The sequence below is a fragment of the Kitasatospora sp. NPDC094019 genome (assembly GCF_044764505.1).
In the GTDB taxonomy this organism is placed as follows: Bacteria; Actinomycetota; Actinomycetes; order Streptomycetales; family Streptomycetaceae; genus Kitasatospora.
The window spans coordinates 133,967-156,893 of the sequence record NZ_JBIWIF010000004.1 but is presented as its reverse complement, the minus strand read 5'-3'; the positions used below and the strand labels follow the sequence as shown (position 1 = coordinate 156,893).

18 protein-coding genes, 2 tRNA genes and 1 pseudogene are annotated in these 22,927 nt (G+C 72.0%); 18 read left to right on the top strand and 3 right to left on the bottom strand.

The features are described 5' to 3' along the window. Window positions 1-846 precede the first annotated feature (846 nt). The 12 genes and pseudogenes from dnaN (at window position 847) to ACIQ9P_RS10775 (ending at window position 13,683) form a co-directional block, all read left to right on the top strand. Window positions 847-1,977, top strand: coding sequence for a DNA polymerase III subunit beta (gene dnaN / locus ACIQ9P_RS10830; protein ID WP_402353089.1), 1,131 nt, complete (start codon window positions 847-849; stop codon window positions 1,975-1,977). 162 nt (window positions 1,978-2,139) lie between these two features. Beyond that, window positions 2,140-3,027 (top strand): annotated as a pseudogene (gnd, locus tag ACIQ9P_RS10825) (phosphogluconate dehydrogenase (NAD(+)-dependent, decarboxylating)); the annotation flags it as partial. Window positions 3,028-3,068: 41 nt separating this feature from the next. Then, complete coding sequence (gene recF, locus ACIQ9P_RS10820; protein WP_402353086.1) at window positions 3,069-4,202, top strand: DNA replication/repair protein RecF; 1,134 nt, start codon at window positions 3,069-3,071, stop codon at window positions 4,200-4,202. A 171-nt stretch (window positions 4,203-4,373) separates the two neighbouring features. Then, window positions 4,374-4,895: a DUF721 domain-containing protein gene (locus tag ACIQ9P_RS10815; protein WP_030392415.1), complete on the top strand. Its 522-nt coding sequence runs from the start codon at window positions 4,374-4,376 to the stop codon at window positions 4,893-4,895. Between the two features lie 250 nt (window positions 4,896-5,145). Beyond that, a complete protein-coding gene (gene gyrB / locus ACIQ9P_RS10810; RefSeq protein WP_402353083.1) occupies window positions 5,146-7,176 on the top strand; it encodes a DNA topoisomerase (ATP-hydrolyzing) subunit B in 2,031 nt (676 codons plus the stop codon). Window positions 7,177-7,297: 121 nt separating this feature from the next. After that, window positions 7,298-9,844, top strand: coding sequence for a DNA gyrase subunit A (gene gyrA, locus ACIQ9P_RS10805; RefSeq protein ID WP_402353899.1), 2,547 nt, complete (start codon window positions 7,298-7,300; stop codon window positions 9,842-9,844). A 239-nt stretch (window positions 9,845-10,083) separates the two neighbouring features. Continuing rightward, a complete protein-coding gene (locus tag ACIQ9P_RS10800; RefSeq protein ID WP_402353080.1) occupies window positions 10,084-10,740 on the top strand; it encodes a DUF3566 domain-containing protein in 657 nt (218 codons plus the stop codon). Window positions 10,741-11,023: 283 nt separating this feature from the next. After that, a complete protein-coding gene (locus tag ACIQ9P_RS10795; RefSeq protein WP_402353077.1) occupies window positions 11,024-12,418 on the top strand; it encodes a class I SAM-dependent methyltransferase in 1,395 nt (464 codons plus the stop codon). A 16-nt stretch (window positions 12,419-12,434) separates the two neighbouring features. Further along, window positions 12,435-12,511, top strand: a tRNA-Ile gene (locus tag ACIQ9P_RS10790). Between the two features lie 158 nt (window positions 12,512-12,669). Then, the gene (locus ACIQ9P_RS10785) at window positions 12,670-13,035 is read left to right on the top strand and encodes a DUF6191 domain-containing protein (protein WP_402353074.1); all 366 of its coding nucleotides are present in this window, start codon (window positions 12,670-12,672) and stop codon (window positions 13,033-13,035) included. A gap of 256 nt (window positions 13,036-13,291) precedes the next feature. Further along, window positions 13,292-13,420, top strand: a complete 129-nt coding sequence (locus ACIQ9P_RS10780) for a DLW-39 family protein (RefSeq protein WP_014137031.1) — start codon at window positions 13,292-13,294, stop codon at window positions 13,418-13,420. Between the two features lie 190 nt (window positions 13,421-13,610). Next, a tRNA-Ala gene (locus ACIQ9P_RS10775) sits at window positions 13,611-13,683 on the top strand. 72 nt (window positions 13,684-13,755) lie between these two features. On the opposite strand, the gene ACIQ9P_RS10770 is transcribed toward ACIQ9P_RS10775, so the two are convergent. Then, window positions 13,756-14,487, bottom strand: coding sequence for a DUF5324 family protein (locus tag ACIQ9P_RS10770; protein ID WP_402353071.1), 732 nt, complete (start codon window positions 14,485-14,487; stop codon window positions 13,756-13,758). 262 nt (window positions 14,488-14,749) lie between these two features. On the opposite strand from ACIQ9P_RS10770, the gene ACIQ9P_RS10765 reads away from it, so the two are divergent. Continuing rightward, entirely contained in the window at window positions 14,750-15,658 is a 909-nt protein-coding gene (locus ACIQ9P_RS10765) for a rhomboid family intramembrane serine protease (RefSeq protein ID WP_402353069.1), read from the top strand. Window positions 15,659-16,020: 362 nt separating this feature from the next. Here ACIQ9P_RS10765 and crgA read toward each other — a convergent pair whose 3' ends face one another. Then, window positions 16,021-16,269, bottom strand: coding sequence for a cell division protein CrgA (gene crgA / locus ACIQ9P_RS10760; RefSeq protein WP_402353065.1), 249 nt, complete (start codon window positions 16,267-16,269; stop codon window positions 16,021-16,023). 114 nt (window positions 16,270-16,383) lie between these two features. Here crgA and ACIQ9P_RS10755 point away from each other — a divergent pair, with 114 nt between their 5' ends. The 5 genes from ACIQ9P_RS10755 to ACIQ9P_RS10735 all read left to right on the top strand — a co-directional run bounded on the left by ACIQ9P_RS10755 (window position 16,384) and on the right by ACIQ9P_RS10735 (window position 20,276). Continuing rightward, a complete protein-coding gene (locus ACIQ9P_RS10755) occupies window positions 16,384-17,145 on the top strand; it encodes a DUF881 domain-containing protein (RefSeq protein ID WP_402353062.1) in 762 nt (253 codons plus the stop codon). Between the two features lie 74 nt (window positions 17,146-17,219). Next, entirely contained in the window at window positions 17,220-17,399 is a 180-nt protein-coding gene (locus ACIQ9P_RS10750; protein WP_402353059.1) for a hypothetical protein, read from the top strand. Between the two features lie 57 nt (window positions 17,400-17,456). Continuing rightward, window positions 17,457-18,119: an aminodeoxychorismate/anthranilate synthase component II gene (locus tag ACIQ9P_RS10745; protein WP_402353056.1), complete on the top strand. Its 663-nt coding sequence runs from the start codon at window positions 17,457-17,459 to the stop codon at window positions 18,117-18,119. Between the two features lie 5 nt (window positions 18,120-18,124). After that, window positions 18,125-19,429: a class E sortase gene (locus tag ACIQ9P_RS10740; protein ID WP_402353053.1), complete on the top strand. Its 1,305-nt coding sequence runs from the start codon at window positions 18,125-18,127 to the stop codon at window positions 19,427-19,429. A 34-nt stretch (window positions 19,430-19,463) separates the two neighbouring features. After that, window positions 19,464-20,276 carry a class E sortase gene (locus tag ACIQ9P_RS10735; protein WP_402353050.1) on the top strand — a complete coding sequence of 271 codons (813 nt, stop codon included), beginning with the start codon at window positions 19,464-19,466 and terminating at the stop codon, window positions 20,274-20,276. Window positions 20,277-20,621: 345 nt separating this feature from the next. On the opposite strand, the gene pknB is transcribed toward ACIQ9P_RS10735, so the two are convergent. Continuing rightward, entirely contained in the window at window positions 20,622-22,772 is a 2,151-nt protein-coding gene (pknB, locus tag ACIQ9P_RS10730; protein ID WP_402353047.1) for a Stk1 family PASTA domain-containing Ser/Thr kinase, read from the bottom strand. Window positions 22,773-22,927: the final 155 nt, after the last annotated feature.

The following is a 22,927-nucleotide window of genomic DNA, read 5'->3' as shown; positions in this document are numbered from 1 at the left end:
GGCAGGGATGCCGGTGACGGACGCTCCGCCAGTCCACGGCCCGCACCGAACATCTGACCAGGGATTCGAACGACCTGGGTGCGTGAGGCCGAAATCCACAGGCCGGACGGGTTCTCCACTGTCCACAGGCCCGGTGGCCGGAAGTTATCCAGAATTCCTCCACAGGGCGGCCGCCGCTACGCTCTTCCGCGCAGGTCAGGTGCCTGTGGACTTGTGCACAACCGTTGTCCACAGCCTGTGGACAATTGGCGGGCCGTCAATGGGCCGTTCGGGTTGTCCACCGGTTGTCCCCAGGAAGAGGGCGGTTGTCCCCAGGTTGTCCACAGCTGCGTCCACAGTTCGACAACCTTCTGCGGGCGTTCACACGCAGGTGTGAAAGGCGTCACGAAAAGTTGACCGGCCCCCGTGGATAACCGGGCCCGGATCTGGGGACGGAGCTGGGGATAACCTGTGGATACCCAGCGTGCCCTGTGGGTAACGCTCCGCCGTCCACAGCGGGCCGTGTTCGTCCACAGCTGCCGTCCACATGTCCTGTGGACAAAAAACCGGGCCTGACCTGCTAAAACAGGGTTATCCACGGTTTCCACAGGCCCTACTACTACCACTACACCTATAGACCCATCGACTTGCTCAAAAGCAGGTGGGCCCGAAATCTGTGGACAACCGCGCCCCGACATCCGTTCGAGCTGCTTCCGCCCGTCTGCCCCGTCTGTCGGTGGAGTACGTCAGACTGTCCTCGGCGACTGGAAGCGGAGCGGCGGAGCTCGGCGGGCAGGCGCACCGAAGACCAAGATCAGAAGAACCAGACGTGCGAGCGGGAGCGCTCGATCCAGGAGGCGGTTACCGGTGAAGTTCCGGGTGGAGCGTGACGTCCTCGCGGAGGCGGTGGCCTGGGCGGCTCGCAGCCTCCCGGCACGGCCGCCGGTGCCGGTGCTGGCCGGCCTGCTGCTGACGGCGCAGGACGGCAGCCTGGCCCTGTCCGGCTTCGACTACGAGGTCTCGGCCCGGGTCGGGCTGGAGGCCGACATCGAGGAGGCCGGGACGGTGCTGGTCTCCGGCCGGCTGCTCAACGACATCTCGCGCAACCTGCCCAACCGGCCGGTGGAGATCTCCACCGACGGCCAGCGGGTCAGCGTGGTCTGCGGCAGCTCCCGGTTCACCCTGCCGACCCTGCCGGTGGACGAGTACCCGGCCCTGCCGGCGATGCCGACCGCGACCGGCACCGTCCCGGGCGACGTCTTCGCCTCCGCGGTCAGCCAGGCCGCCGTGGCCGCGGGCCGCGACGACACCCTGCCGGTGCTCACCGGCGTCCGGGTCGAGATCGAGGGCGACCGGATCACCCTGGCCGCCACCGACCGCTACCGCTTCGCCGTCCGCGAGCTGATGTGGAAGCCCGAGCAGTCCGACATCTCGGCGGTCGCGCTGGTCCCGGCCAAGACCCTCCAGGACATCGCCAAGTCCCTGGGCAGCGGCGACAGCGTCTCCATCGCGCTCTCCTCGGGCGGCGCCGGCGAGGGCCTGATCGGCTTCGAGGGCGCCGGCCGGCGGACCACCACCCGGCTGCTGGAGGGCGAGTTCCCCAAGTACCGCAGCCTCTTCCCGACCGAGTTCAACGCGATCGCGGCGATCCAGACCCAGCCCTTCCTGGAGGCGCTCAAGCGCGTCTCCCTGGTGGCCGAGCGCAACACCCCGGTCCGGCTGAACTTCGAGGAGGGCGTGCTCACCCTGGAGGCCGGCTCCGGCGACGACGCCCAGGCCACCGAGCGGATCGACGCCTCCCTGGAGGGCGACGCCATCTCGATCGCCTTCAACCCGGGCTACCTGGAGGAGGGCCTCAAGGCCATCGACTCCCCCTACGCCCAGCTGAGCTTCACCACCCCGACCAAGCCCGCGCTGCTCAGCGGCAAGGCCGCGGTGGACGCCGAGGCCGACGAGGCGTACCAGTACCTGATCATGCCGGTCCGCCTCTCCGGCTGAGCCCGGGCGGCGCGGGCGCGCCGCCGTTCACCCACAGCCCTGTGAACAAACCTGTGGAAGCCTCCCCCGGTCGGCCCCGATCGCGGGGAGGCGCTTCCGCTCCAGCACGTAGGCTCAGGGAAGCGCGGCAACGGCGCCGCCCGCAGAGACGTCACCACAGGTAAGGATTTGGCTATGGAGCTCGGCCTCATCGGTCTCGGCAAGATGGGCGGCAACATGCGCGAGCGGATCCGCCGCGCCGGCCACACCGTCATCGGCTACGACCGCAACCCCGACGTCTCCGACGTCGAGAGCCTCCAGGAGCTGGTCTCCGAGCTGCGGGGTCCGCGCGTCGTCTGGGTCATGGTCCCGGCCGGTGCCGCCACCCAGGCCACCGTGGACGAGCTGGCCGAGCTGCTGTCCCCCGGCGACGTGGTCGTCGACGGCGGCAACTCCCGCTGGACCGACGACGTCAAGCACGCCGAGGCGCTGGCCGCCAAGGGCATCGGCTTCGTCGACTGCGGCGTCTCCGGCGGCGTCTGGGGCCTGGAGAACGGCTACGCGCTGATGTACGGCGGCGACGCCGCGCACGTCGCGCTGGTCCAGCCGGTCTTCGACGCGCTCAAGCCCGAGGGCGACTTCGGCTCGGTGCACGCGGGCGCGGTCGGCGCCGGCCACTTCGCCAAGATGGTCCACAACGGCATCGAGTACGCCATGATGCAGGCGTTCGCCGAGGGCTGGGAGCTGCTGGAGGCCGCCCCCGAGGTCACCGACGTCCGCGAGGTCTTCCGCAGCTGGCAGGAGGGCACCGTGATCCGCTCCTGGCTGCTCGACCTGGCCGTCCGCGCCCTGGACGACGACGAGCACCTGGCCAAGCTCAAGGGCTGGGCCGCCGACTCCGGCGAGGGCCGCTGGACCGTCGAGGCCGCGATCGACCACGCCGTCCCGCTGCCGGCGATCACCGCCTCGCTGTTCGCCCGTTTCGCGTCCCGGCAGGACGACTCGCCGCAGATGAAGATGATCGCCGCGCTGCGCAACCAGTTCGGCGGCCACGCGGTCGAGTCGAAGTAGTCCCGAAGCTCCTCCACAGAAGGCGAGCGCAGTCCACCGCCATGCACGTCGCGCACCTGTCGCTCGCCGATTTCCGTTCCTACGCCCGGGCCGAGGTTCCCCTCGACCCGGGCGTGACGGCGTTCGTCGGCCCCAACGGCCAGGGCAAGACCAACCTGGTCGAGGCGGTCGGCTACGTGGCCACCCTGGGCAGCCACCGGGTCGCCACCGACGCCCCGCTGATCCGGCTGGGCGCCGAGAGCGCGGTCGTCCGCACCTCGGTGGTCGACCGGGGGCGCTCCACCCTGGTCGAGCTGGAGATCACTCCCGGCAAGGCCAACCGGGCCCGGATCAATCGCTCCGACAACGTCCGCCCGCGCGATGTGCTGGGCCTGCTGCGGACCGTCCTGTTCGCCCCCGAGGACCTCGCCCTGGTCAAGGGCGACCCGGGGGAGCGCCGGCGCTTCCTGGACGAGCTGCTGACCGCCCGCGCGCCCCGGCTGGCCGGGGTCCGGCAGGACTACGAGCGGGTGCTCAAGCAGCGCAACGCCCTGCTGAAGACCGCCGCGATGGCCCGCCGGGCCGGCGGCGGCAAGGGCGCCGACCTCTCCACCCTGGAGGTCTGGGACGGGCACCTGGCCCGGGCCGGCGCCGAGCTCACGGCCTTCCGCCTGCAGCTGGTGGCCTCCCTCCAGCCGCTGGTGACCGCCGCCTACGGGCAGCTCGCGCCGGGCGGCGGCGACACCGCGCTGGAGTACCGCAGCTCCTTCGAGGGCGAGCTGCCGACCAGCCGCGAGGAGGCCGAGGAGCAGCTGCTCCAGGCGCTGCGGACGGTGCACAAGCAGGAGGTCGAGCGCGGGATCACCCTGGTCGGACCGCACCGGGACGAGCTGCAGCTCAAGCTCGGTCCGCTGCCCGCCAAGGGCTACGCCAGCCACGGCGAGTCCTGGTCGTTCGCGCTGGCGCTGCGGCTGGCCTCCTACGAGCTGCTGCGCTCGGACGGGGGAGAGCCGGTGCTGATCCTGGACGACGTCTTCGCCGAGCTGGACGCCGCCCGGCGCGACCGGCTGGCCGAGCTGGTGGCCGGCGGCGAGCAGGTGCTGGTCACCGCGGCGGTCGCCGAGGACGTGCCGAAGGCGCTGGCCGGAGCCCGGTACACGGTCGCCGACGGCGCGGTCCAGCGCGTCACCGGCTGATCCCGCCGTCCGTCCCGCCCGGCCCCGGCGCCGCTCCCCCGCCCCGCCGGAGGCCGTCCGGGCGGTCCCGGACGCCTTCGTACGACACCCACCCGCGCCGCCCGGGCCGCTCCGGCTCCCGTACGCTGGACGGCTCACCGTTGTCCACAGGGTGGGGATAAGGAGATCGCCGTGAGCGAGTCGGCGGAGCACCCCGGGCCGACCGGTGCCGATCTGGCGCGTTCGGCGCTGCGGGCGGCCCGGGCGCAGGCCCGCCAGCGCGGTGAGCAGGTGCGCGAGAAGCGTGAGGCGAAGCGGACCGGTCTGCGCAGCGGGGCCCGTTCGGACGGCCGCGACCCGGTGCCGCTGGGGGCGGCGCTCAACCGGCTGCTGACCGAGCGTGGCTGGGAGTCCTCCGCGGCGGTCGGCGGGGTGATGGGCCGTTGGCCGCAGATCGTCGGCCCCGACATCGCCGCGCACTGCACCCCGACCGCCTACGACGACGAGGCGGCGGTGCTCACGGTGCAGTGCGACTCCACCGCCTGGGCCACTCAACTGCGATGGCTGGCGCGGCAGTTGGTGGCGCGACTGAACCACGAGCTGGGCCACGGCACGGTGCGCACGATCAAGGTGCTCGGCCCGGCCGCCCCGGTCCGCGGCTACGGCCGGCTGCGCGCCCCCGGCAGCAAGGGGCCGGGTGACACCTGGGGGTGACCCCGGAGGGTGCCGGGAGGGAGCGGACCGTAATCCTCCGGAACCCCTGACGGCCCTTCCAGGCGCTCTGAGCCCCCCGGTCGAGTATCGGGACATGTCCCGAGGGGATTCAGGGCGGCATTTCTGCCCTCAGAGGCTGCCAAACGCCCATCGATGTCAGTCGTACCGGTAGACTGAAGGGCAAACACTGTTGCTAGTGGCAACCGAGTCGAAACGCCGTGGTCGCACGCCCGCCCGTAGGGGAGCGGGGATGCGGCCCGCGCTGTGCCAGAGAGGGCGCTTCGTGGCCGATTCCGGCAACCCCAGCCAGATCCCAGACCAGACCGACCAGGCCGAGAGGTCGTACGACGCCAGCGCCATCCAGGTGCTGGAGGGCCTCGACGCCGTCCGCAAGCGCCCCGGCATGTACATCGGCTCCACCGGCGAGCGCGGCCTGCACCACCTGGTGCAGGAGATCGTGGACAACTCCGTCGACGAGGCGATGGCCGGGCACGCGGACACCATCAACGTCTCGCTCCTGGCCGACGGCGGCGTCCGCGTGGTCGACAACGGCCGAGGCATCCCGGTCGGCATCATGCCGGGCCAGGGCAAGCCCGCCGTCGAGGTCGTGCTGACGGTCCTGCACGCGGGCGGCAAGTTCGGCAACGGCGGCTACGCGGTCTCCGGCGGTCTGCACGGCGTCGGTGTCTCGGTGGTGAACGCGCTGTCCACGCGCCTCGCCGTGGAGATCCACACCGACGGCCACCGCTGGACCCAGGAGTACAAGGTCGGCGCGCCGACCGCTCCGCTGTCCCAGCACGAGGCCACCGAGCTCACCGGCACCAGCGTCACCTTCTGGGCCGACCCGGACATCTTCGAGACCACGGTCTACTCCTTCGAGACGCTCTCCCGGCGCTTCCAGGAGATGGCGTTCCTCAACAAGGGCCTGACCATCGCCCTGACCGACGAGCGCCCCGAGCACGTCGACGAGGAGGGCAAGCCGCTCTCGGTCACCTACAAGTACGACGGCGGCATCGCCGACTTCGTCGCCCACCTCAACTCCCGCAAGGGCGACGTGGTGCACCCCTCGGTGATCGACTTCGAGGCGGAGGACAAGGACAAGGCGATCTCGGTCGAGGTCGCCATGCAGTGGAACTCCTCGTACACCGAGGGGGTCTACTCCTTCGCCAACACGATCCACACCCACGGCGGCGGTACCCACGAGGAGGGCTTCCGCGCCGCGCTGACCGGCCTGGTCAACCGCTACGCGCGGGACAAGAAGCTGCTCCGGGAGAAGGACGACAACCTCTCCGGCGAGGACATCCGCGAGGGCCTGACCGCGATCATCTCGGTCAAGCTCGGCGAGCCGCAGTTCGAGGGCCAGACCAAGGACAAGCTCGGCAACACCGAGGCGAAGACCTTCGTCCAGCGCGTCGTCCACGAGCAGCTGAACGACTGGCTGGACCGCAACCCCAACGAGGCCGCGGACATCATCCGCAAGTCCATCCAGGCCGCCACCGCGCGCGTCGCCGCCCGCAAGGCCCGCGACCTCACCCGCCGCAAGGGCCTGCTGGAGTCCGCCTCGCTGCCGGGCAAGCTCAGCGACTGCCAGTCCAAGGACCCGTCCGAGTGCGAGATCTTCATCGTCGAGGGTGACTCCGCCGGCGGCTCGGCCAAGCAGGGCCGCGACCCGCGCACCCAGGCCATCCTGCCGATCCGCGGCAAGATCCTGAACGTCGAGAAGGCCCGGATCGACAAGGTGCTGCAGAACACCGAGGTCCAGGCCCTGATCTCGGCCTTCGGCTGCGGCATCCAGGAGGACTACGACGAGTCCAAGCTGCGGTACCACAAGATCGTGCTGATGGCCGACGCCGACGTCGACGGGCAGCACATCCGCACCCTGCTGCTGACCCTGCTGTTCCGCTTCATGCGGCCGCTGGTCGAGTCGGGCTACGTGTACCTCGCGATGCCGCCGCTGTACAAGATCAAGTGGGGCAAGGACGACTTCGAGTACGCCTACTCCGACCGCGAGCGCGACGCCGTGATCGCGGCGGGCGTCGAGGCCGGCCGCCGGCTGCCCAAGGACGACGCGATCCAGCGGTTCAAGGGTCTCGGCGAGATGAACGCCGAGGAGCTCCGGGTCACCACCATGGACGCCGAGCACCGCCTGCTGCTCCAGGTCACCCTGGAGGACGCCGCCCGCGCCGACGAACTGTTCTCGGTCCTGATGGGCGAGGACGTCGAGGCCCGCCGGTCCTTCATCCAGCGCAACGCCAAGGACGTCCGCTTCCTGGACGTGTGACGCCTGCCCGCAGGCCCCGCACGTACCAGTCCGCGTGAAAGGAAACTGACCACCAGTGGTCGACGACAACCGTCCCGAAGGCGAGCAGCCCGAGACCCCCGAGGCAGCCGCCACGGTGACCATGCGCATCGAGCCGGTCGAGCTCGAGACCGAGATGCAGCGCTCGTACCTCGACTACGCCATGAGCGTGATCGTCAGCCGGGCGCTGCCCGAGGTGCGCGACGGCCTGAAGCCGGTCCACCGCCGGGTGCTGTACGCGATGTACGACGGGGGCTACCGCCCCGAGAAGGGCTACTACAAGTGCGCCCGCGTCGTCGGCGACGTGATGGGCAACTACCACCCGCACGGTGACACCTCGATCTACGACACCGTGGTCCGGCTGGCCCAGCCGTGGTCGCTGCGGATGCCGCTGGTCGACGGCAACGGCAACTTCGGCTCGCCGGGCAACGACCCGGCCGCGGCCATGCGCTACACCGAGTGCAAGATGGCGCCGCTGGCCATGGAGATGATGCGCGACATCGACGAGGAGACCGTCGACTTCGCCTCCAACTACGACGGCCGCTCGCAGGAGCCGACCGTCCTGCCGGCCCGCATCCCCAACCTGCTGGTCAACGGCGCCACCGGGATCGCGGTCGGCATGGCCACCAACATCCCGCCGCACAACCTCCGCGAGGTCGCCTCCGGCGCGCTCTGGGCGCTGGAGCACCCGGACGCCTCCAACGAGGAGCTGCTGGAGGCCCTGGTCGAGCGGATCAAGGGCCCCGACTTCCCCACCGGCGCGCTGATCGTCGGCCACCGCGGCATCAACGACTACTTCCGCACCGGCCGCGGCTCGGTCACCATGCGCGCCGTGGTCGAGGTCGAGGAGATCCAGGGCCGCCAGTGCCTGGTGATCACCGAGCTGCCGTACCAGGTCAACCCGGACAACCTCGCGCTGAAGATCGCCGACCTGGTCAAGGACGGCCGGGTGGCCGGCATCGCGGACGTCCGCGACGAGTCCTCGTCCCGCACCGGCACCCGCCTGGTGGTCGTGCTCAAGCGCGACGCGGTCGCCAAGGTCGTGCTGAACAACCTGTACAAGCACACCGAGCTGCAGACCAACTTCGGCGCCAACATGCTGGCCCTGGTCGACGGCGTGCCGCGCACGCTGTCGCTCGACGCCTTCATCCGGCACTGGGTCAACCACCAGGTCGAGGTCATCGTCCGGCGCACCACCTTCCGCCTGCGCAAGGCGGAGGAGCGCGCCCACATCCTGCGCGCGCTGCTCCGCGCCCTGGACATGATCGACGAGGTCATCGCGCTGATCCGGGCCTCGGCCAGCGCCGACGCCGCCCGCAGCGGCCTGATGCAGCTGCTCTCGATCGACGAACTCCAGGCCAACGCGATCCTGGAGATGCAGCTGCGCCGGCTGGCCGCCCTGGAGCGGCAGCGGATCATGGACGAGCACGACGAGCTGCAGCGCAAGATCGACGAGTACAACGCGATCCTCGCCTCGCCGGTCCGCCAGCGCGAGATCATCTCCGAGGAGCTCACCGCGATCGTCGAGAAGTACGGCGACGAGCGGCGCTCGACCCTGATCCCCTCCGACGGCGACCTCTCGATCGAGGACCTCATCGCCGAGGAGGACATCGTCGTCACGATCACCCGCGGCGGCTACGTCAAGCGCACCCGCTCCGACCTCTACCGCTCGCAGAAGCGCGGCGGCAAGGGCGTGCGCGGCGCCCAGCTCAAGCAGGACGACATCGTCGACCACTTCTTCGTGACGACGACCCACAACTGGATCCTGTTCTTCACCAACAAGGGCCGGGTCTACCGCGCCAAGGGCTACGAGCTGCCGGACGCCGGCCGCGACGCCCGCGGCCAGCACGTGGCCAACCTGCTGGCCTTCCAGCCGGACGAGCACATCGCCCAGGTGATGGCCGTGCGCACCTACGAGGACAAGCCCTACCTCGTCCTCGCCACCCGGGCCGGTCTGGTCAAGAAGTCCCCGCTCAAGGACTACGACTCCCCCCGTTCCGGCGGCCTGATCGCGATCAACCTGCGCCAGGACGACGAGGGCCGGGACGACGAGCTGATCGGCGCCGAGCTGGTCTCCGCCGCGGACGACCTGCTGCTGGTCTCCAAGAAGGCCCAGTCGATCCGTTTCACCGCGACCGACGACGCGCTGCGCCCGACCGGGCGCGCCACCTCGGGCGTCAAGGGCATGTCCTTCCGCGAGGACGACGAACTGCTCTCGATGAACGTGGTCCGTCCGGACACCTACGTCTTCACCGCGACCGACGGCGGCTACGCCAAGCGCACCGGTGTGGACGAGTACCGTGTCCAGGGACGGGGCGGCTACGGCACCAAGGCGGCGAAGATCGTCGAGGGCCGGGGCTCGCTGGTCGGCGCCCTCGTCGTGGACGAGAGCGACGAGATCATGGCGATCACCCTGTCCGGTGGAGTGATCCGTACGAGGGTTTCCGAGGTTCGTGAAACCGGACGTGACACCATGGGCGTCCAACTGATCAACCTGGGTAAGCGCGATGCGGTCGTGGGCATGGCCCGCAACGCGGAGGCCGAGGACGAGGAGTCGATCGAGGACGAGGTGGCCGTCGAGGCCGCCGGGTCCACCGAGGTGGCCGAGGGTACGGGGACGGCTCCGGGCGAGCAGACCGCCCAGAGCTGACCTCGTACCGCGTCGGCCGGTACCGTCACGTCCGTACATGCGTGCGCGACGTGCCGGTACCGGCCGACGACCAGTACCGGGCAATCCCGCCGGGCGCTGGATGACGAGTGACGAAGCAGGGCGGTGCGGCCGTCCTGGTGGGAAGTGCGGGAGGACCAGTGAGTGGAGCCACGGGTGCTGCGGGAGGAGCCACCGGCGGCCGTCCGGGCGCAGCACAGGGCGGCGGCGGGGCTTACGGCGTGCCACAGCCGCCGGCCGAGCACCCGGCCGCGTCCACCTCGCTGATGCCCCCGGTCGGCGGTGCGGGCCAGGGCGCGGGGTACGGCGGCCAGCCGGCTCCGCCGCCGGGCGCACCGGCGGGGGGCGCGGGCGGGTTCTCGCAGCCGACCACCTATGCCAAGGGGCAGCCGACCCCGCCCCGGGGCACCCGGGTCGGCGGCGGCCCGACCCCGCCCGGCGGGACGCCCGCCGGCGGCACCCGCCGTCCGGCCGCCCCGCCGGTGGCCGCGGGCGGCCTGGGACGGACCAGGAAGGCCCGGCTGCGGGTGACCAAGGCCGACCCGTGGTCGGTCATGAAGGTCAGCTTCCTGCTGTCGCTGGCGGTCGGGATCATCATCATCGTGGCGGCCGCCGTGCTGTGGATGACGCTGGACTCGCTCGGCGTCTTCGACTCGCTCACCAAGACGCTCAAGGACGTCACCGGCTCGGACACCAACAACAGCGGTCTGAACCTCATGGACTACGTGGGCTTCGGCAAGGTGATGACCTTCACCTCGCTGATCGCCGTGGTCGACGTGGTGCTGCTGACCGCGCTGTCCACGCTCTCGGCGTTCATCTACAACGCGGCTGCCGGTTTCACCGGCGGCATCGAGCTCACCCTGGCCGAGGAGGACTGACCGTCCGGGCGTGACCCGGACTCAGTTCCCGCCCCGCAGGGGGCGCTTCCGCCCGGGGGCGGAATCAGCGGGCCCCACCGGCTGTTGCAGCCGGTGGGGCCCGTCGGCGTTCGGGTGACAGCCGCGGCGTGCGGCGCGCCTCCCGGACGGGCCGGGCGGACGGTGGGCTTAGCTTGGTCAGCCCGTTCCGCGTCTCCCGGCCACCGCCGGCCTCCCGGTCCCGTCCGGACCCACCGGCCGGGACCGGTACGGCCGCACAGGCACGGCAGGACGGAGGCGCGCGGTGGCGGAGCTCGCAAGGCGACTGGTCGAGGCCCTGGACGGGTTGCTGGGGGTCCCGGTGCCGCTGCGGGTGCGGACCTGGGACGGCAGCGCGGCCGGGCCACCGGGGGCACCCACCCTGGTGCTGCGCAACCGCCGGGCGCTGCGCCGGCTGCTGTGGCGGCCGAACGAGCTGGGCCTGGCCCGCGCCTACGTCGCGGGGGACCTCGACGTCGCCCCGGGCAGTGACCTGTACGAGGTGCTGCGCGCCGTCGCGCACGTCGCCGACCTCCCGGAGGTCCGCGGGCTCCGGCTCGGCCCCGGGGACGTGCTGGGGGCCAGGGGCCGCCGCGCCGTCGGCGCCCTGCTGCGGGCCGGCGCGCTCGGCCCCGAGCCGGCCCCGCCGGCCGAGGAGGCGCCGGAGGGTCGCGGCCGGGCGCACAGCCGGGGCCGGGACCGCGCCGCGATCCACCACCACTACGACGTCGGCAACGACTTCTACGCGCTGGTGCTGGGGCCCTCGATGGTCTACTCCTGCGCGTACTGGGAGCCGTCCGCCAAGAGCCTGGAGGCGGCCCAGGAGGCCAAGCTGGACCTCATCTGCCGCAAGCTCGGCCTGCGGCCCGGGATGCGGCTGCTGGACGTCGGTTCCGGCTGGGGCTCCCTGGTGCTGCACGCGGCCCGGCACTACGGGGTGACGGCGGTCGGGGTCTCGATCTCCGAGGAGCAGGTGGCGCTGGCCCGCCGTCGGGTCGAGGAGGCCGGTCTCGCGGACCGGGTGGAGATCCGGCTCCAGGACTACCGGGAGGTCCCGGACGGCCCGTTCGACGCGATCTCCAGCGTGGGCATGGCCGAGCACGTCGGCGAGGCCCAGTACCGGGTGTACGCGGAGCACCTGTACCGGCTGCTGGCGCCCGGCGGCCGGCTGCTCAACCACCAGATCGCCCGTCGGCCGGACCGGCCCGGGGAGCCGTACCGCCCCAGTCCGTTCATCGACCGCTACGTCTTCCCGGACGGCGAGCTGTCCCCGGTCGGTTCCACCGTGTCCCGGCTGGAGGAGGCGGGTTTCGAGGTGCGCGACGTGGAGTCGCTCCGCGAGCACTACGGGCTGACCCTGCGTGAGTGGGTGGCCAATCTGGAGGCGCACTGGACGGAGGCGGTCCGGCTGGTCGGCCGCGGCCGGGCCCGGGTCTGGCGGCTCTACATGGCGGCCTCCGCACTCGCCTTCGAGGAGAACCGGATCGGGGTGAACCAGGTCCTCGCCGTCCGCACCGGCGCTGACGGCGCGGCCGGGCTGCCCGCCACCCGCGCCGAGTGGTCGTCCGCCCCGGGCACCGCCTCCGACCTGCCCGTCCCGGAGGACCCCGGTGGAGGGCCGGGCGTATCGGATTTGGGGGATCGGCGATCGGTCCGCTAATCTTTCAGTGCGGCAAGGGGCTATAGCTCAGACGGTTAGAGCGCTTCCCTGATAAGGAAGAGGCCACAGGTTCAAGTCCTGTTAGCCCCACCACCGCGAAGGGCCCGGAGCATCGCTCCGGGCCCTTCGGCGTTTTCCCGGCGCGGAGCCGGAACCACGGGCCCCGCCCGGTGGTTGTACCGGGCGGGGCCGGGACTTCCCGGCGGCTTCCGACGGACGAGGCGGTGGCGCACATGGCGATGGTCTTCGCGATGACCATTCCGGGGCTGGTCTGCGTGCTGATCGGGCTGGCCTTCGTCGACCAGCTGGCACTGCGGGCGCGCCGGTCGAAGCGGGTGCCCTGGCGGGGGACCGGCCGGGAGGGTCAGATATCCGCGACCGGCTTCGAACAGCTGCACGCGCAGTTCGCGGCCGGCAAGCAGCACCAGCTCGACGAGCGGCAGAGCAGTCTGATGCTGCGCGACGAGGAGGGCGAGGGGGCGCCGCCGCGGACCAGGGTGGATCTCGCGGGCGGGGTGGCGGTGGTGGTGTCGCCGACGGCGTCCGCCCCGGCTCCCGCGCCCGCTCCCGTTCCGGCGTCCGACCCGCGTCCGGGGTCGGTCGGGCAGGAACGGTGACGGCCCTGCGAAGGGTCTGCGCCGGGTGGAACGCGGGACAGGAGGTGTGGCGTCAATCCTCCGACCGGACGGGTCGGTTGGAGGCAGCGGTGGCTGGTCACGATTGGGACACCGGTGTGTATCATCGGCCGCAAGGGCAGTCCGGCCAGCCGACAGCCCGTTCGTGCTCGTAACAAACCATGGACTCGTCGGCCCGATCGGATCGATCGGCGCCCGGCTGTTGAGTCCGTCAACGCAAGAAGGACGAGGTCCCGCGGTGAAGAAGCTTCTCCTGGTCGCCCTGGTCGCCCTCGGCGGCTTCTTTGTCTACCGTCAGGTCCAGGCGGACCGCGCCGAGCAGGACTTGTGGACCGAGGCCACCGACCCGGTCCCGGCCGGTCGCTGAGGCCCCGGACGATCTGACGATCGACAGTCTTCGGAGGCGCCGCACGGCGCCTCCAGGGCCGGCCGGCCCGGTCGGGTGACCGGGCCGGCCGGACGTTCCGGCCCCGCGCGGCGGGGCGCCGGAAACCGGGCACCGGATTCGCGCCGGGACCGGGTACGCTAGTGCCCGGTGGTGCGCGAGGTGCTACCCCGGGGCTTTAGCTCAGTTGGTAGAGCGCTGCCTTTGCAAGGCAGATGTCAGGAGTTCGAGTCTCCTAAGCTCCACAGTGTGTCCACCGCGTGTGGACGGCCCGGCGGCCGCCGACCTGAACCAGGGTCGGCGGCCGCCGGGCTTTTTCAGTGCGGTTTGCGCGGATCGTGCGGCTTCGGACGGTCGTCGCCGTCGGCCGGGGCGGGCCGGGCGTGCTCCCGCGACGGGTCCGGCCCGGGCCGGTCCTCCACCGCGGCGGCGCCGGCCGGGGTGTCCGCCGAGCCGTTCACCGCGCTGCCGCCGGTGCCCGAGGCGTGCGCGCCGACCGGGGCGGCGGGGGAGGCCGGCGGTTCGACCAGCCACTCCGGGTTGCTGCGGTGCCGCCACCACTGCCAGGCGACCAGTCCGCTGCCGATCGCGACCAGGCCGGCCACGGCCAGGCCGGTGGCCCAGCCGCTCCGGCAGGACCGGCGGGCGTTGCGGGCCGCGAGGTCGCCGATCTCGGCCGAGGTGACGTTGCCGCGCATCGCGGTCAGGGCGGCGGCGCCGCGCATCTGGGCCTCCTGCGCCACCGGGACGACGGCGGCGCGGGCCTCCTCGACGGCGTGCACGACCTTGGGGGCGACGGTGGAGCGGGCCTGGTCGGCGGCGCGGGAGGCGGACAGGCGGGCGGCCAGGGCGGTCTCCTGGGCGCGGTGCAGCGCCTTGAGGGCGTTCTGCTGGGCCTCCGGCGGCAGGCTGGCGAAGGCGTGACCGACCTGGGGGGCGATGTGCCGGTCGTACTGGACACGCGCGGTGTGGGCGGCCTGGGTGGCCTGCTGCCGGGCGTTGTCCGCGAGATTGCCGGCCGTCTCACGGGCCGAGTCCAAACGGGTCACGAGAGTCTCTCCTCCTGGTGGCGTCCTATATGCACTTATCCACCTGAATGCTGATCATGCATGTGTATTTGTCCGACGGCATGCCGGAGTGGGCCGTACGCGGGGTACCGGTGCGTGCCGCCGGGCGGGCCGGCGGGGCGGGCCGCGGGGGCGAGTGGGCCGGCCGGGCGCGGGTACGGCCGCAGTAGGCTGGCGGTTCCGGCGGGTCCCCGCCCGGAGCGCGTGTGTCGTCGCAGCAATTCGTGGCAGAAGGGGATAGCCGATGCTCCCGGACGAGCCCAGGCCGCCGATCGACCGGACTCCGGGAGCGGGGGGCGGCCCCGTACCGGCCCGCTGCTACCGGCACCCCGAGCAGGAGACCGGCATCGGCTGCTCGCGCTGCGGCCGGCCGATCTGCCCGCGGTGCATGGTGAACGCCTCGGTGGGCTTCCACTGCCCCGAGTGCGTCGCGGAGGGCGGCCGACAGGTCCGGCGGGCGACCACCCGGTTCGGCGGCCGCCCGGCCGGTGGTGACCCCCTGGTCACCAAGGCGCTGATCGGCATCAACCTGGTGGTGTTCGTCCTGGCCGCCTACGTGCTCACCCCGTGGCTGGCCGTCGACCTGGAGCTCCACAGCCACGCCCCGGACCAGGACTACCCCTTCACCTGGGGCATCACCGAGGGCCCGGGCCAGTGGTACCGGCTGCTGACCACGGTCTTCCTGCACACCGCGCCCTGGCACATCGCCACCAACATGCTGGTGCTCTGGGTGCTCGGCCCGCAGTTGGAGTCCGCCCTGGGGCGGATCCGCTTCCTGGCGCTCTACCTGCTCTCCGGGCTGGCCGGCAGCGCCTTCGCGTTCCTGGTGGCCGGTGACTCGATGCGGTCGCTGGGCGCCTCGGGAGCGGTCTTCGGCCTGCTGGGCGCGACCGTGGTGCTGTACCGGCGGGTCCGGGCGCCGCTCGGGCCGATCATCGCGCTACTGGTGTTCAACCTGATCGTCACCTTCTCGGTGCAGGGCATCGACTGGCGGGCCCACCTCGGCGGCCTGGTCGCCGGGATGCTGACCGCGGCCGGCCTGATGTACGCGCCGCGGGGCCGCCGGGCGGTGGTGCAGGGGCTGACCCTGGCGGGGGTGGCGGGCCTGGTGCTGGTGATGCTCCTGGTCGGGATGTCGCTCTACAGCGGGTGATCCGACCGCGCCGGACGGTACGCGCGCCAGTGCGGAACTCGCACGGTTGTCCACAGCGGGTGCGGGGTTGTGCACAGGCGGTGCCGGCCGACAGGTGCGGACGACTGTTCTACGCGTGTCCCGCTGTACGTATTCGGCATTCGGGAGCGGGCGCGCGATGGTGTGGAAAGCGCCCCCGGCGCAAGTTATCCACAGGCCCGCGGGACTTTTCCCCAGTGTGGATAACCATGTGGATAAACGGGATAAGCGGATAACCGCGAACTCCGGCGTTCCGCACGGCCGTCTGGGCGCACCACGAAGCCGCCCCGGGGACGGACCGAACCGGGGCGGCGGTGGAGGAACTCAGGGCCGGGGCCCGGACGTCACTTCCACTGGGTGGAGACGCCGAAGCCCGCCGCGATGAAGCCGAAGCCCACCAGGATGTTCCAGTTCCGCCAGCTCTCGACGGGCCAGCTGCCACTGGTCACGTAGTAGGTGACGATCCAGACCAGACCGATCAGGAACATCGCCAGCATCAAGGGGGCAACCCAGCCGCGGCCCGAACTGATCTTCACTACGGCCGTGGTCGGCGGCGTGTAGTCGGACTTCTTGCGGAGTCGGGACTTCGGCACGAGGAGCTCTCCTGTCGATGCGCTGTGACCGCGCAGGGGTTCACGGTGGTGTGGCGGCGTCCGTTAGCGTAGTGGCTCGGCGGGTCCGAAGGAGATAAGGGTACGGTGCCTAATTTGTCGATTCCCCCTCGGCCCGTCCGTACCCGCGCCTCCGGCACCCGAATTGTCGGACGTGCCCTGACCTGCGCCGTCTTCGCGCTCGCCGGACTGCTCTTCTACATCAGCGCGCAGACCGCCCGCGGCACCGATCTGCGCACCGACAACTCGCTGCTCAGCCTCTCCGACGTGATACGGCAGCGCAGCGCCCAGAACCAGCAGTCCCAGGCGCAGCTCGCCGACCTCCAGGACCGGTCCCAGCGGCTCACCGAACAGCAGGGCGGCAGCCCGGCCGACGCCGCCCGGCTGACCGCCCTGGAGCACGCCGCCGCGCTGGAGCCGCTCCAGGGCCCCGGCCTCACCGTCACCCTCAACGACGCCCCGCCGAACGCGACCTCGCGGGTCCCCGGGGTGCGCGAGCCGGACGTCAACGACCTGGTCATCCACCAGCAGGACATCCAGGCCGTGGTCAACGCGCTCTGGCGCGGCGGCGCCGAGGGCGTCCAGGTGATGGACCAGCGGCTGATCTCCACCAGCGCCGTCCGCTGCGTCGGCAACACCCTGCTGCTCCAGGGCCGGGTCTACTCCCCGCCCTACGTGGTCAAGGCGGTCGGGCGGACCGACGCGCTGCGCGCCGCGGTCGACGCGGACCCCTCGGTCCGCACCTACCTCAAGTACGTGCAGGCGTACGGCCTGGGCTGGAAGACGCAGGAGAGCGGCGACCTCGCCCTGCCGGGCTACTCGGGCACGGCGGACCTCCGCTCGGCCACCGGGCAGTAGCGGTCCGGTGCGCCGGACCGCTCCCAGGAGCCGGGTCTACTCTTGACCCCAGTCCAATACGTCGAGGGAGCACCATGTACGGCTGGATCTGGCGTCATCTGCCGGGGAACATCCTGGTCAAGGCCGCGATCTCGGTGCTGGTCGTGTTGGGACTGGTCTACCTGCTCTTCACCTACGTCTTCCCGTGGGCGGAACCGCTGCTCCCCTTCGGTGACGTCACAGTGGACGGGAACGGCGACGGCGCCGTCGGCTGAGCCGACGACCCGCCCCGTCCCGTCCCGGTCCCCGCACCCCTCGGAGAACGCGCGCCCATGACCTCCCGGCCGAGCCAGCCCCGCATCCTGGTCGTCGACAACTACGACAGCTTCGTCTTCAACCTGGTCCAGTACCTCTACCAGCTCGGCGCCACCTGCGAGGTGGTCCGCAACGACGAGGTGACGGTCGAGCACGCGGTGCGCCGCGACGGTGACCGGGGCTTCGACGGGGTGCTGCTCTCCCCCGGCCCGGGCGCCCCGGAGGAGGCCGGCGTCTGCGTCGAGATGGTGCACCACTGCGCGCGGGCCGGCCTCCCGGTGTTCGGCGTCTGCCTGGGCCTGCAGTCGATCGCGGTCGCCCACGGAGCGGTGGTCGGCCGGGCGCCGGAGCTGCTGCACGGCAAGACCTCGCTGGTCGAGCACGAGGACGGCGGCGTGTTCGCGGGCCTGCCCTCGCCGCTCACCGCGACCCGGTACCACTCGCTGGCGGTCGAGCCGGCCACCGTGCCGGACGAGCTGGTGGTCACCGCCCGCACCGGCAGCGGCGTGATCATGGGGCTGCGCCACCGCGACCTCGCGGTGGAGGGCGTGCAGTTCCACCCGGAGTCGGTGCTCACCGAGGGCGGTCACCGGATGCTCGCCAACTGGTTGGCCGAGTGCGGTGACCCGGGGGCCGTGGACCGGTCGGCCGGGCTCGCCCCGGTGATCGGCCGGGGCTGAGCGGCGTGACCGCGACGCGTCCGGAGGGGCGATACCAGCCGGGGGCGGACCCGCAGGGCGGTGACGCGTACCGTGCCGGGGGGCCGTTCGAGCAGCAGTACGGCCCGTACGGGCAGCATCCCCAGGGGGGCCCGTACCAGCAGGACCCGCAACAGGTCCCGCAGCAGTATCCGCAGCCGTACCCGCAGGGCGGTGCGGGACCGTACCCGCAGCAGGGCGCGAACCCGCGGCAGGACCAGTACGGCCAGTACGGCCAGCAGCCGCAACAGGGCCAGTACCAGTCCTACGACCCGTACCAGGCCGAGCCGGCCCACCACGGCCGGGGCCGGGACGGGAGCTCCGGCACCGACCGGGCCCGGTCCGCGCAGCCCGGGGCCGAGGACGGCTGGGGCGTCTACGAGCCGGCGCCGCCCGTCGTCCCGGTGCCGTCGGCGCCGGACGGGCCGCTGCCGCCGCTCGCCGCCGCCGAGACGGTCACCATGGCCGCCGTGACCGGCGAACGGCAGCCGCCCGCCCCGGGCGGCCGGGCCGAGCGCCGCCGCGCCGCGCAGGGCCGCGGCCGGCGCCGGGCGGGCGGCCGGGCCGCCGCCGGTCCCCGGCCCAAGGAGTCGGTGGCGGTGGTCCTCGCCCGGTTCCTCGGCGAGCTGTGCATCACCCTCGGCCTGGTGATGCTGCTCTTCGTCTCGTACCAGCTCTGGTGGACCAACGTGCAGGCCGACGCGGCCGCCGACGGCGCCCGCAACCGGCTGGAGGAGCAGTTCGACGCGGGCGCGGCCCAGGGCGCCCCGGGGCCGGGCCAGCCGGCGCCGGACCCGGCCAAGCCGGAGACCTTCGAGCCCGGCAAGGGCTTCGCGATCATCCATCTGCCGAAGCTCGGCCAGAAGTTCCCGATCGCCGAGGGCACCGCCAAGGCCCCCGTGCTGGACAAGGGCCTGGTCGGGCACTACTCGGGCACCGGCATGCCGGCCGACAAGGCGGGCAACTTCGCCCTGGCCGCGCACCGCAACACGCACGGTGAGCCGTTCCGCCGGATCAACCAGCTCGGCAAGGGCGACAAGATCGTGGTGGAGACCGCGACCGCGTACTACACCTACGAGGTCACCGGGGGCATCCCGGAGACACCGCCGTCCAATGTGAGTGTGATCAAGTCCGTGCCGAGCGGCTCCGGGTTCTCCGCTCCGGGCCGGTACATCACGCTGACCACCTGCACCCCGGAGTTCAGCTCCAAGGCGCGCCTGATCGTCTTTGGCAAGATGATCGAGGAACGGCCGCGCAGCCAGGGCAAACCTGCCGCCCTCACGGGAGGCTGACCACGAGCGGGCGGGCGACGACACGAGGAGAGACGTGACCCAGGGGACCGAGCCGGCGGCCGAGGAGGCCGCCCCGTCGTCCGCGCCCGAGTCCGGCGGCCGACCCCGGCGCCGCCGTGGGCGGGGCGGCTGGGCGCTGGCCGTCCTGGGCGTCGTCGGCGAGCTGCTGATCACCCTGGGGCTGGTGCTCGGCCTGTTCGTCACCTACTCGCTGTGGTGGACCGACGTGCTGGCGGACCGGTCCGCCTCGGCGGCCTCCGACCAGCTGCGCGACTCCTGGGCGGCCGGAGCTCCGGCCGCTCCCCCGTCCGGCTCCCCGTCGTCCGGGCCGTCCGCCGCGGCGCCGTCCTACGCGGCGGGCGACGGGATCGGCTTCCTGCACGTCCCGGCGATGGGCCGGGACTACCAGGTGCTGATCCGGATGGGCACCGACACGGCGACCCTGGCCGAGGGCGTGGCCGGGGTGTACGAGCAGCCGTACCGCTCGGCGATGCCCTGGGACGAGTCCGGGAACTTCGCGCTGGCCGCGCACCGGGACGGGCACGGGGCGAAGTTCCACGACCTCGACGCCATCGGCAAGGGCGACGCGATCGTGGTCGAGACCCGCGACAAGTGGTACGTCTACCGGGTCGACAGCACCCTGCCCGAGACGTCCAAGTACGACACCGGGATCGTCGCCCCGGTGCCGAAGGGCTCCGGCTACGCCGGGCCGGGCCGCTACATCACGCTGACCACCTGCACGCCGGTCTACACCTCGCGCTACCGGATGGCGGTGTGGGGGAGCCTGGTGCGGGTGGACGGCATGGACGCCGCGCGCACGCCGCCCGCCGAGCTCAAGCAGCGCTGAGCCGGCGCCGAGGCGCTGTCGAGGCCGTCATGAAGGCCCCCGGGACCCCGGGGCCTTCGGCGTCCCCGGCGGGCCCGGACCCGGGGCACCCCGGGGCCGAGGAGGCCCTGGGAGGGGTCGTGCGGGCCCTCCCGGCCCTCAACGGCCCTCGACGGCCGTCGAGGGAGCGGAAGGGCCCCGGGAGCCCCGGAGGCGCCCGCAGTGCCCCGGGGAACGCCCGAGGGCCCGTCGACGCGGTGTCGACGGGCCCTCGGGCTCGCTGCGGGCCCACTGCGGGCTCACGGCCGGGAACAACTCAGCCGGTCGGTCCGGCCCCGAGGGGCTCAGAACCAGGGGAACCAGGGCTTAGTTGTTGGGTCCCCCTTTGGTGTTGCTGGGGGTGGGGAGGCCGGGGATCCCGGGGACGGTCGGTGTGTCCCCCCCTTTGGGCGGATCCACCGCCTTGGTCATCAGCCCGACCGAGGTGTTCGGGTCCACCTGGGTCCCGGCCGCCGGGTTGGAGGCGGTCACGATCGAGTTCGGGTCCTGCGGACCCTGGACGACGGTGTACTGCAGGCCCATGCCCTGGAGGGTCTTGATGGCGTCCTTGAGCGGGACGTTCTGCAGCGGCGGGACCGCGACCTTCTCGGGTGCCTTGAAGATGGTCAGCGTGATCTTGGTGTTGGCGGGCTGCTTGCCGCCGGCCGGGTTCTGCGAGGCGACCGTGTTGACCTTGGCGGGTTCGTTGGTGGTCTGGGTCTTCGAGGAGTCCACCTGGAAGCCGGCGCCGGTCAGCGCGGCCTCGGCGGCCTCCTTCTGCTGGCCCACCACGCTCGGCACGTTGATCTTGGCCTTGCCCTGCGACACGGTCAGCTTGACCGGGGCGGTCGGATCGGCGCCGCCGCTGGCCGGGTCCTGGGAGAGCACCTGGTCCAGCGGGGCGTTGTCGTCGTCCTTGTAGTCGGTCGTCACATTGGTGAAGCCGGCGTCGGCGAGCGCCTTGACCGCCTGTTCCTTGGACTTGCCGACCACGTTGGGCACGGTGCTCTTGGCCGGACCCGAGGAGAGCTGCACGGTGATCGTGGCGGCCTCGGCGACCTGGGTGCCGGCCGCCGGGTTCTGCGTGCAGACCTGGTCCTTCTTGATGTTGGCGTCCGGGCAGGCGATCTTCTCGCCCTCGGTGACCACCAGCTTGGGACCGGCCTGGACGGCGAGCGCCTTCGCCTCGGGCAGGGTCTTCCCGACGAGGCCGGGCGCCGCGATCTTCGCGGGCTCCTTCTTGTCGTCGTTGCCCTTCTTGTCGCCGAACATCGCCTGGGCGACGAAGAAGGTGCCCACCAGGACCAGCACGGCGGCGACCGCCAGCACGATCCAGGAGGTGTTGCTCTTCTTCGGCGGCTCCTCGCCGCGCCGGCCGCTCCGGCCGTAGCCGTCGCCGTCGTTGCCGCCGGCCCCGGGGGCGCCGGCGTAGGTCTGGCCGTAGCCGTCGTCGTAGCCGGGCTGGGGCTGGGCGGCGTAGCCGGCCTGCGGAAGCACCGTGGTCGGACCGCCGGGGGCCTGCTGCGGCAGCAGGTTGGTCTGGCCGTACGGGTCGTGCTGCGGGTAGCCGTTCTGGTCGTAGCCGTACCCGGCCGCGCCCATGCCGTAGGCGGCGGCCTGCTGGGCGGCGGCCACCGGCAGGCCGTCGAGGAAGCGCTCGATGTCGTCGCGCATCTCGTCGGCGCTCTGGTAGCGGTAGTCGCGGTCCTTGGCGAGCGCCTTGAGCACGATCGCGTCGACCTCGGGTCGTACCTCGGGGTCGAAGACGGACGGCGGCTGCGCCTCTTCCCGGACGTGCTGGTAGGCGACCGCGACGGGCGAGTCGCCGACGAACGGCGGCCGGACCGTGAGCAGTTCGTAGAGCAGGCAGCCGGTCGAGTAGAGGTCGGAGCGGGCGTCCACCTGCTCGCCCTTGGCCTGCTCCGGGGAGAGGTACTGGGCGGTGCCGATGACGGCGGAGGTCTGCGTCATCGTCATGCCGGCGTCGCCCATGGCCCGGGCGATGCCGAAGTCCATCACCTTGACGTTGCCCTGGCGGGTGAGCATGACGTTGGCGGGCTTGATGTCGCGGTGCACGATCCCGGCCCGGTGGGAGTACTCCAGGGCCTGGAGGATGCCGATGGTCATCTCCAGCGCGCGCTCCGGCAGCAGCCGGCGGCCGGAGTGCAGCAGCTCCCGCAGGGTGGACCCCTCGACGTACTCCATCACGATGTACGGGATCGAGATGCCGTCGATGTAGTCCTCGCCGGTGTCGTACACGGCGACGATCGCGGGGTGGTTCAGCGACGCCGCGGACTGTGCCTCGCGACGGAACCGAGCCTGGAAGGACGGATCGCGGGCCATGTCGGCCCGGAGCGTCTTCACGGCGACGGAGCGGCCGAGCCTGGTGTCATGGCCGAGGTACACCTCGGCCATGCCGCCGCGTCCGAGGACGCCGCCCAGCTCGTACCTGCCGCCGAGGCGACGAGGCTCTTCCATAGTTGCGACCCTCTCCCTCACCCGCCGGTGAGGTTGTGACGTAGGTGTCCCCGCACGCTCCCTGTGACGCCGTCCGGGCCCCGGATGGTTCTGCGGTCAGGACCGGACCGGCACCGCACGGACGGCAGCGGGTACACCCGCTGCTGCGGACACGC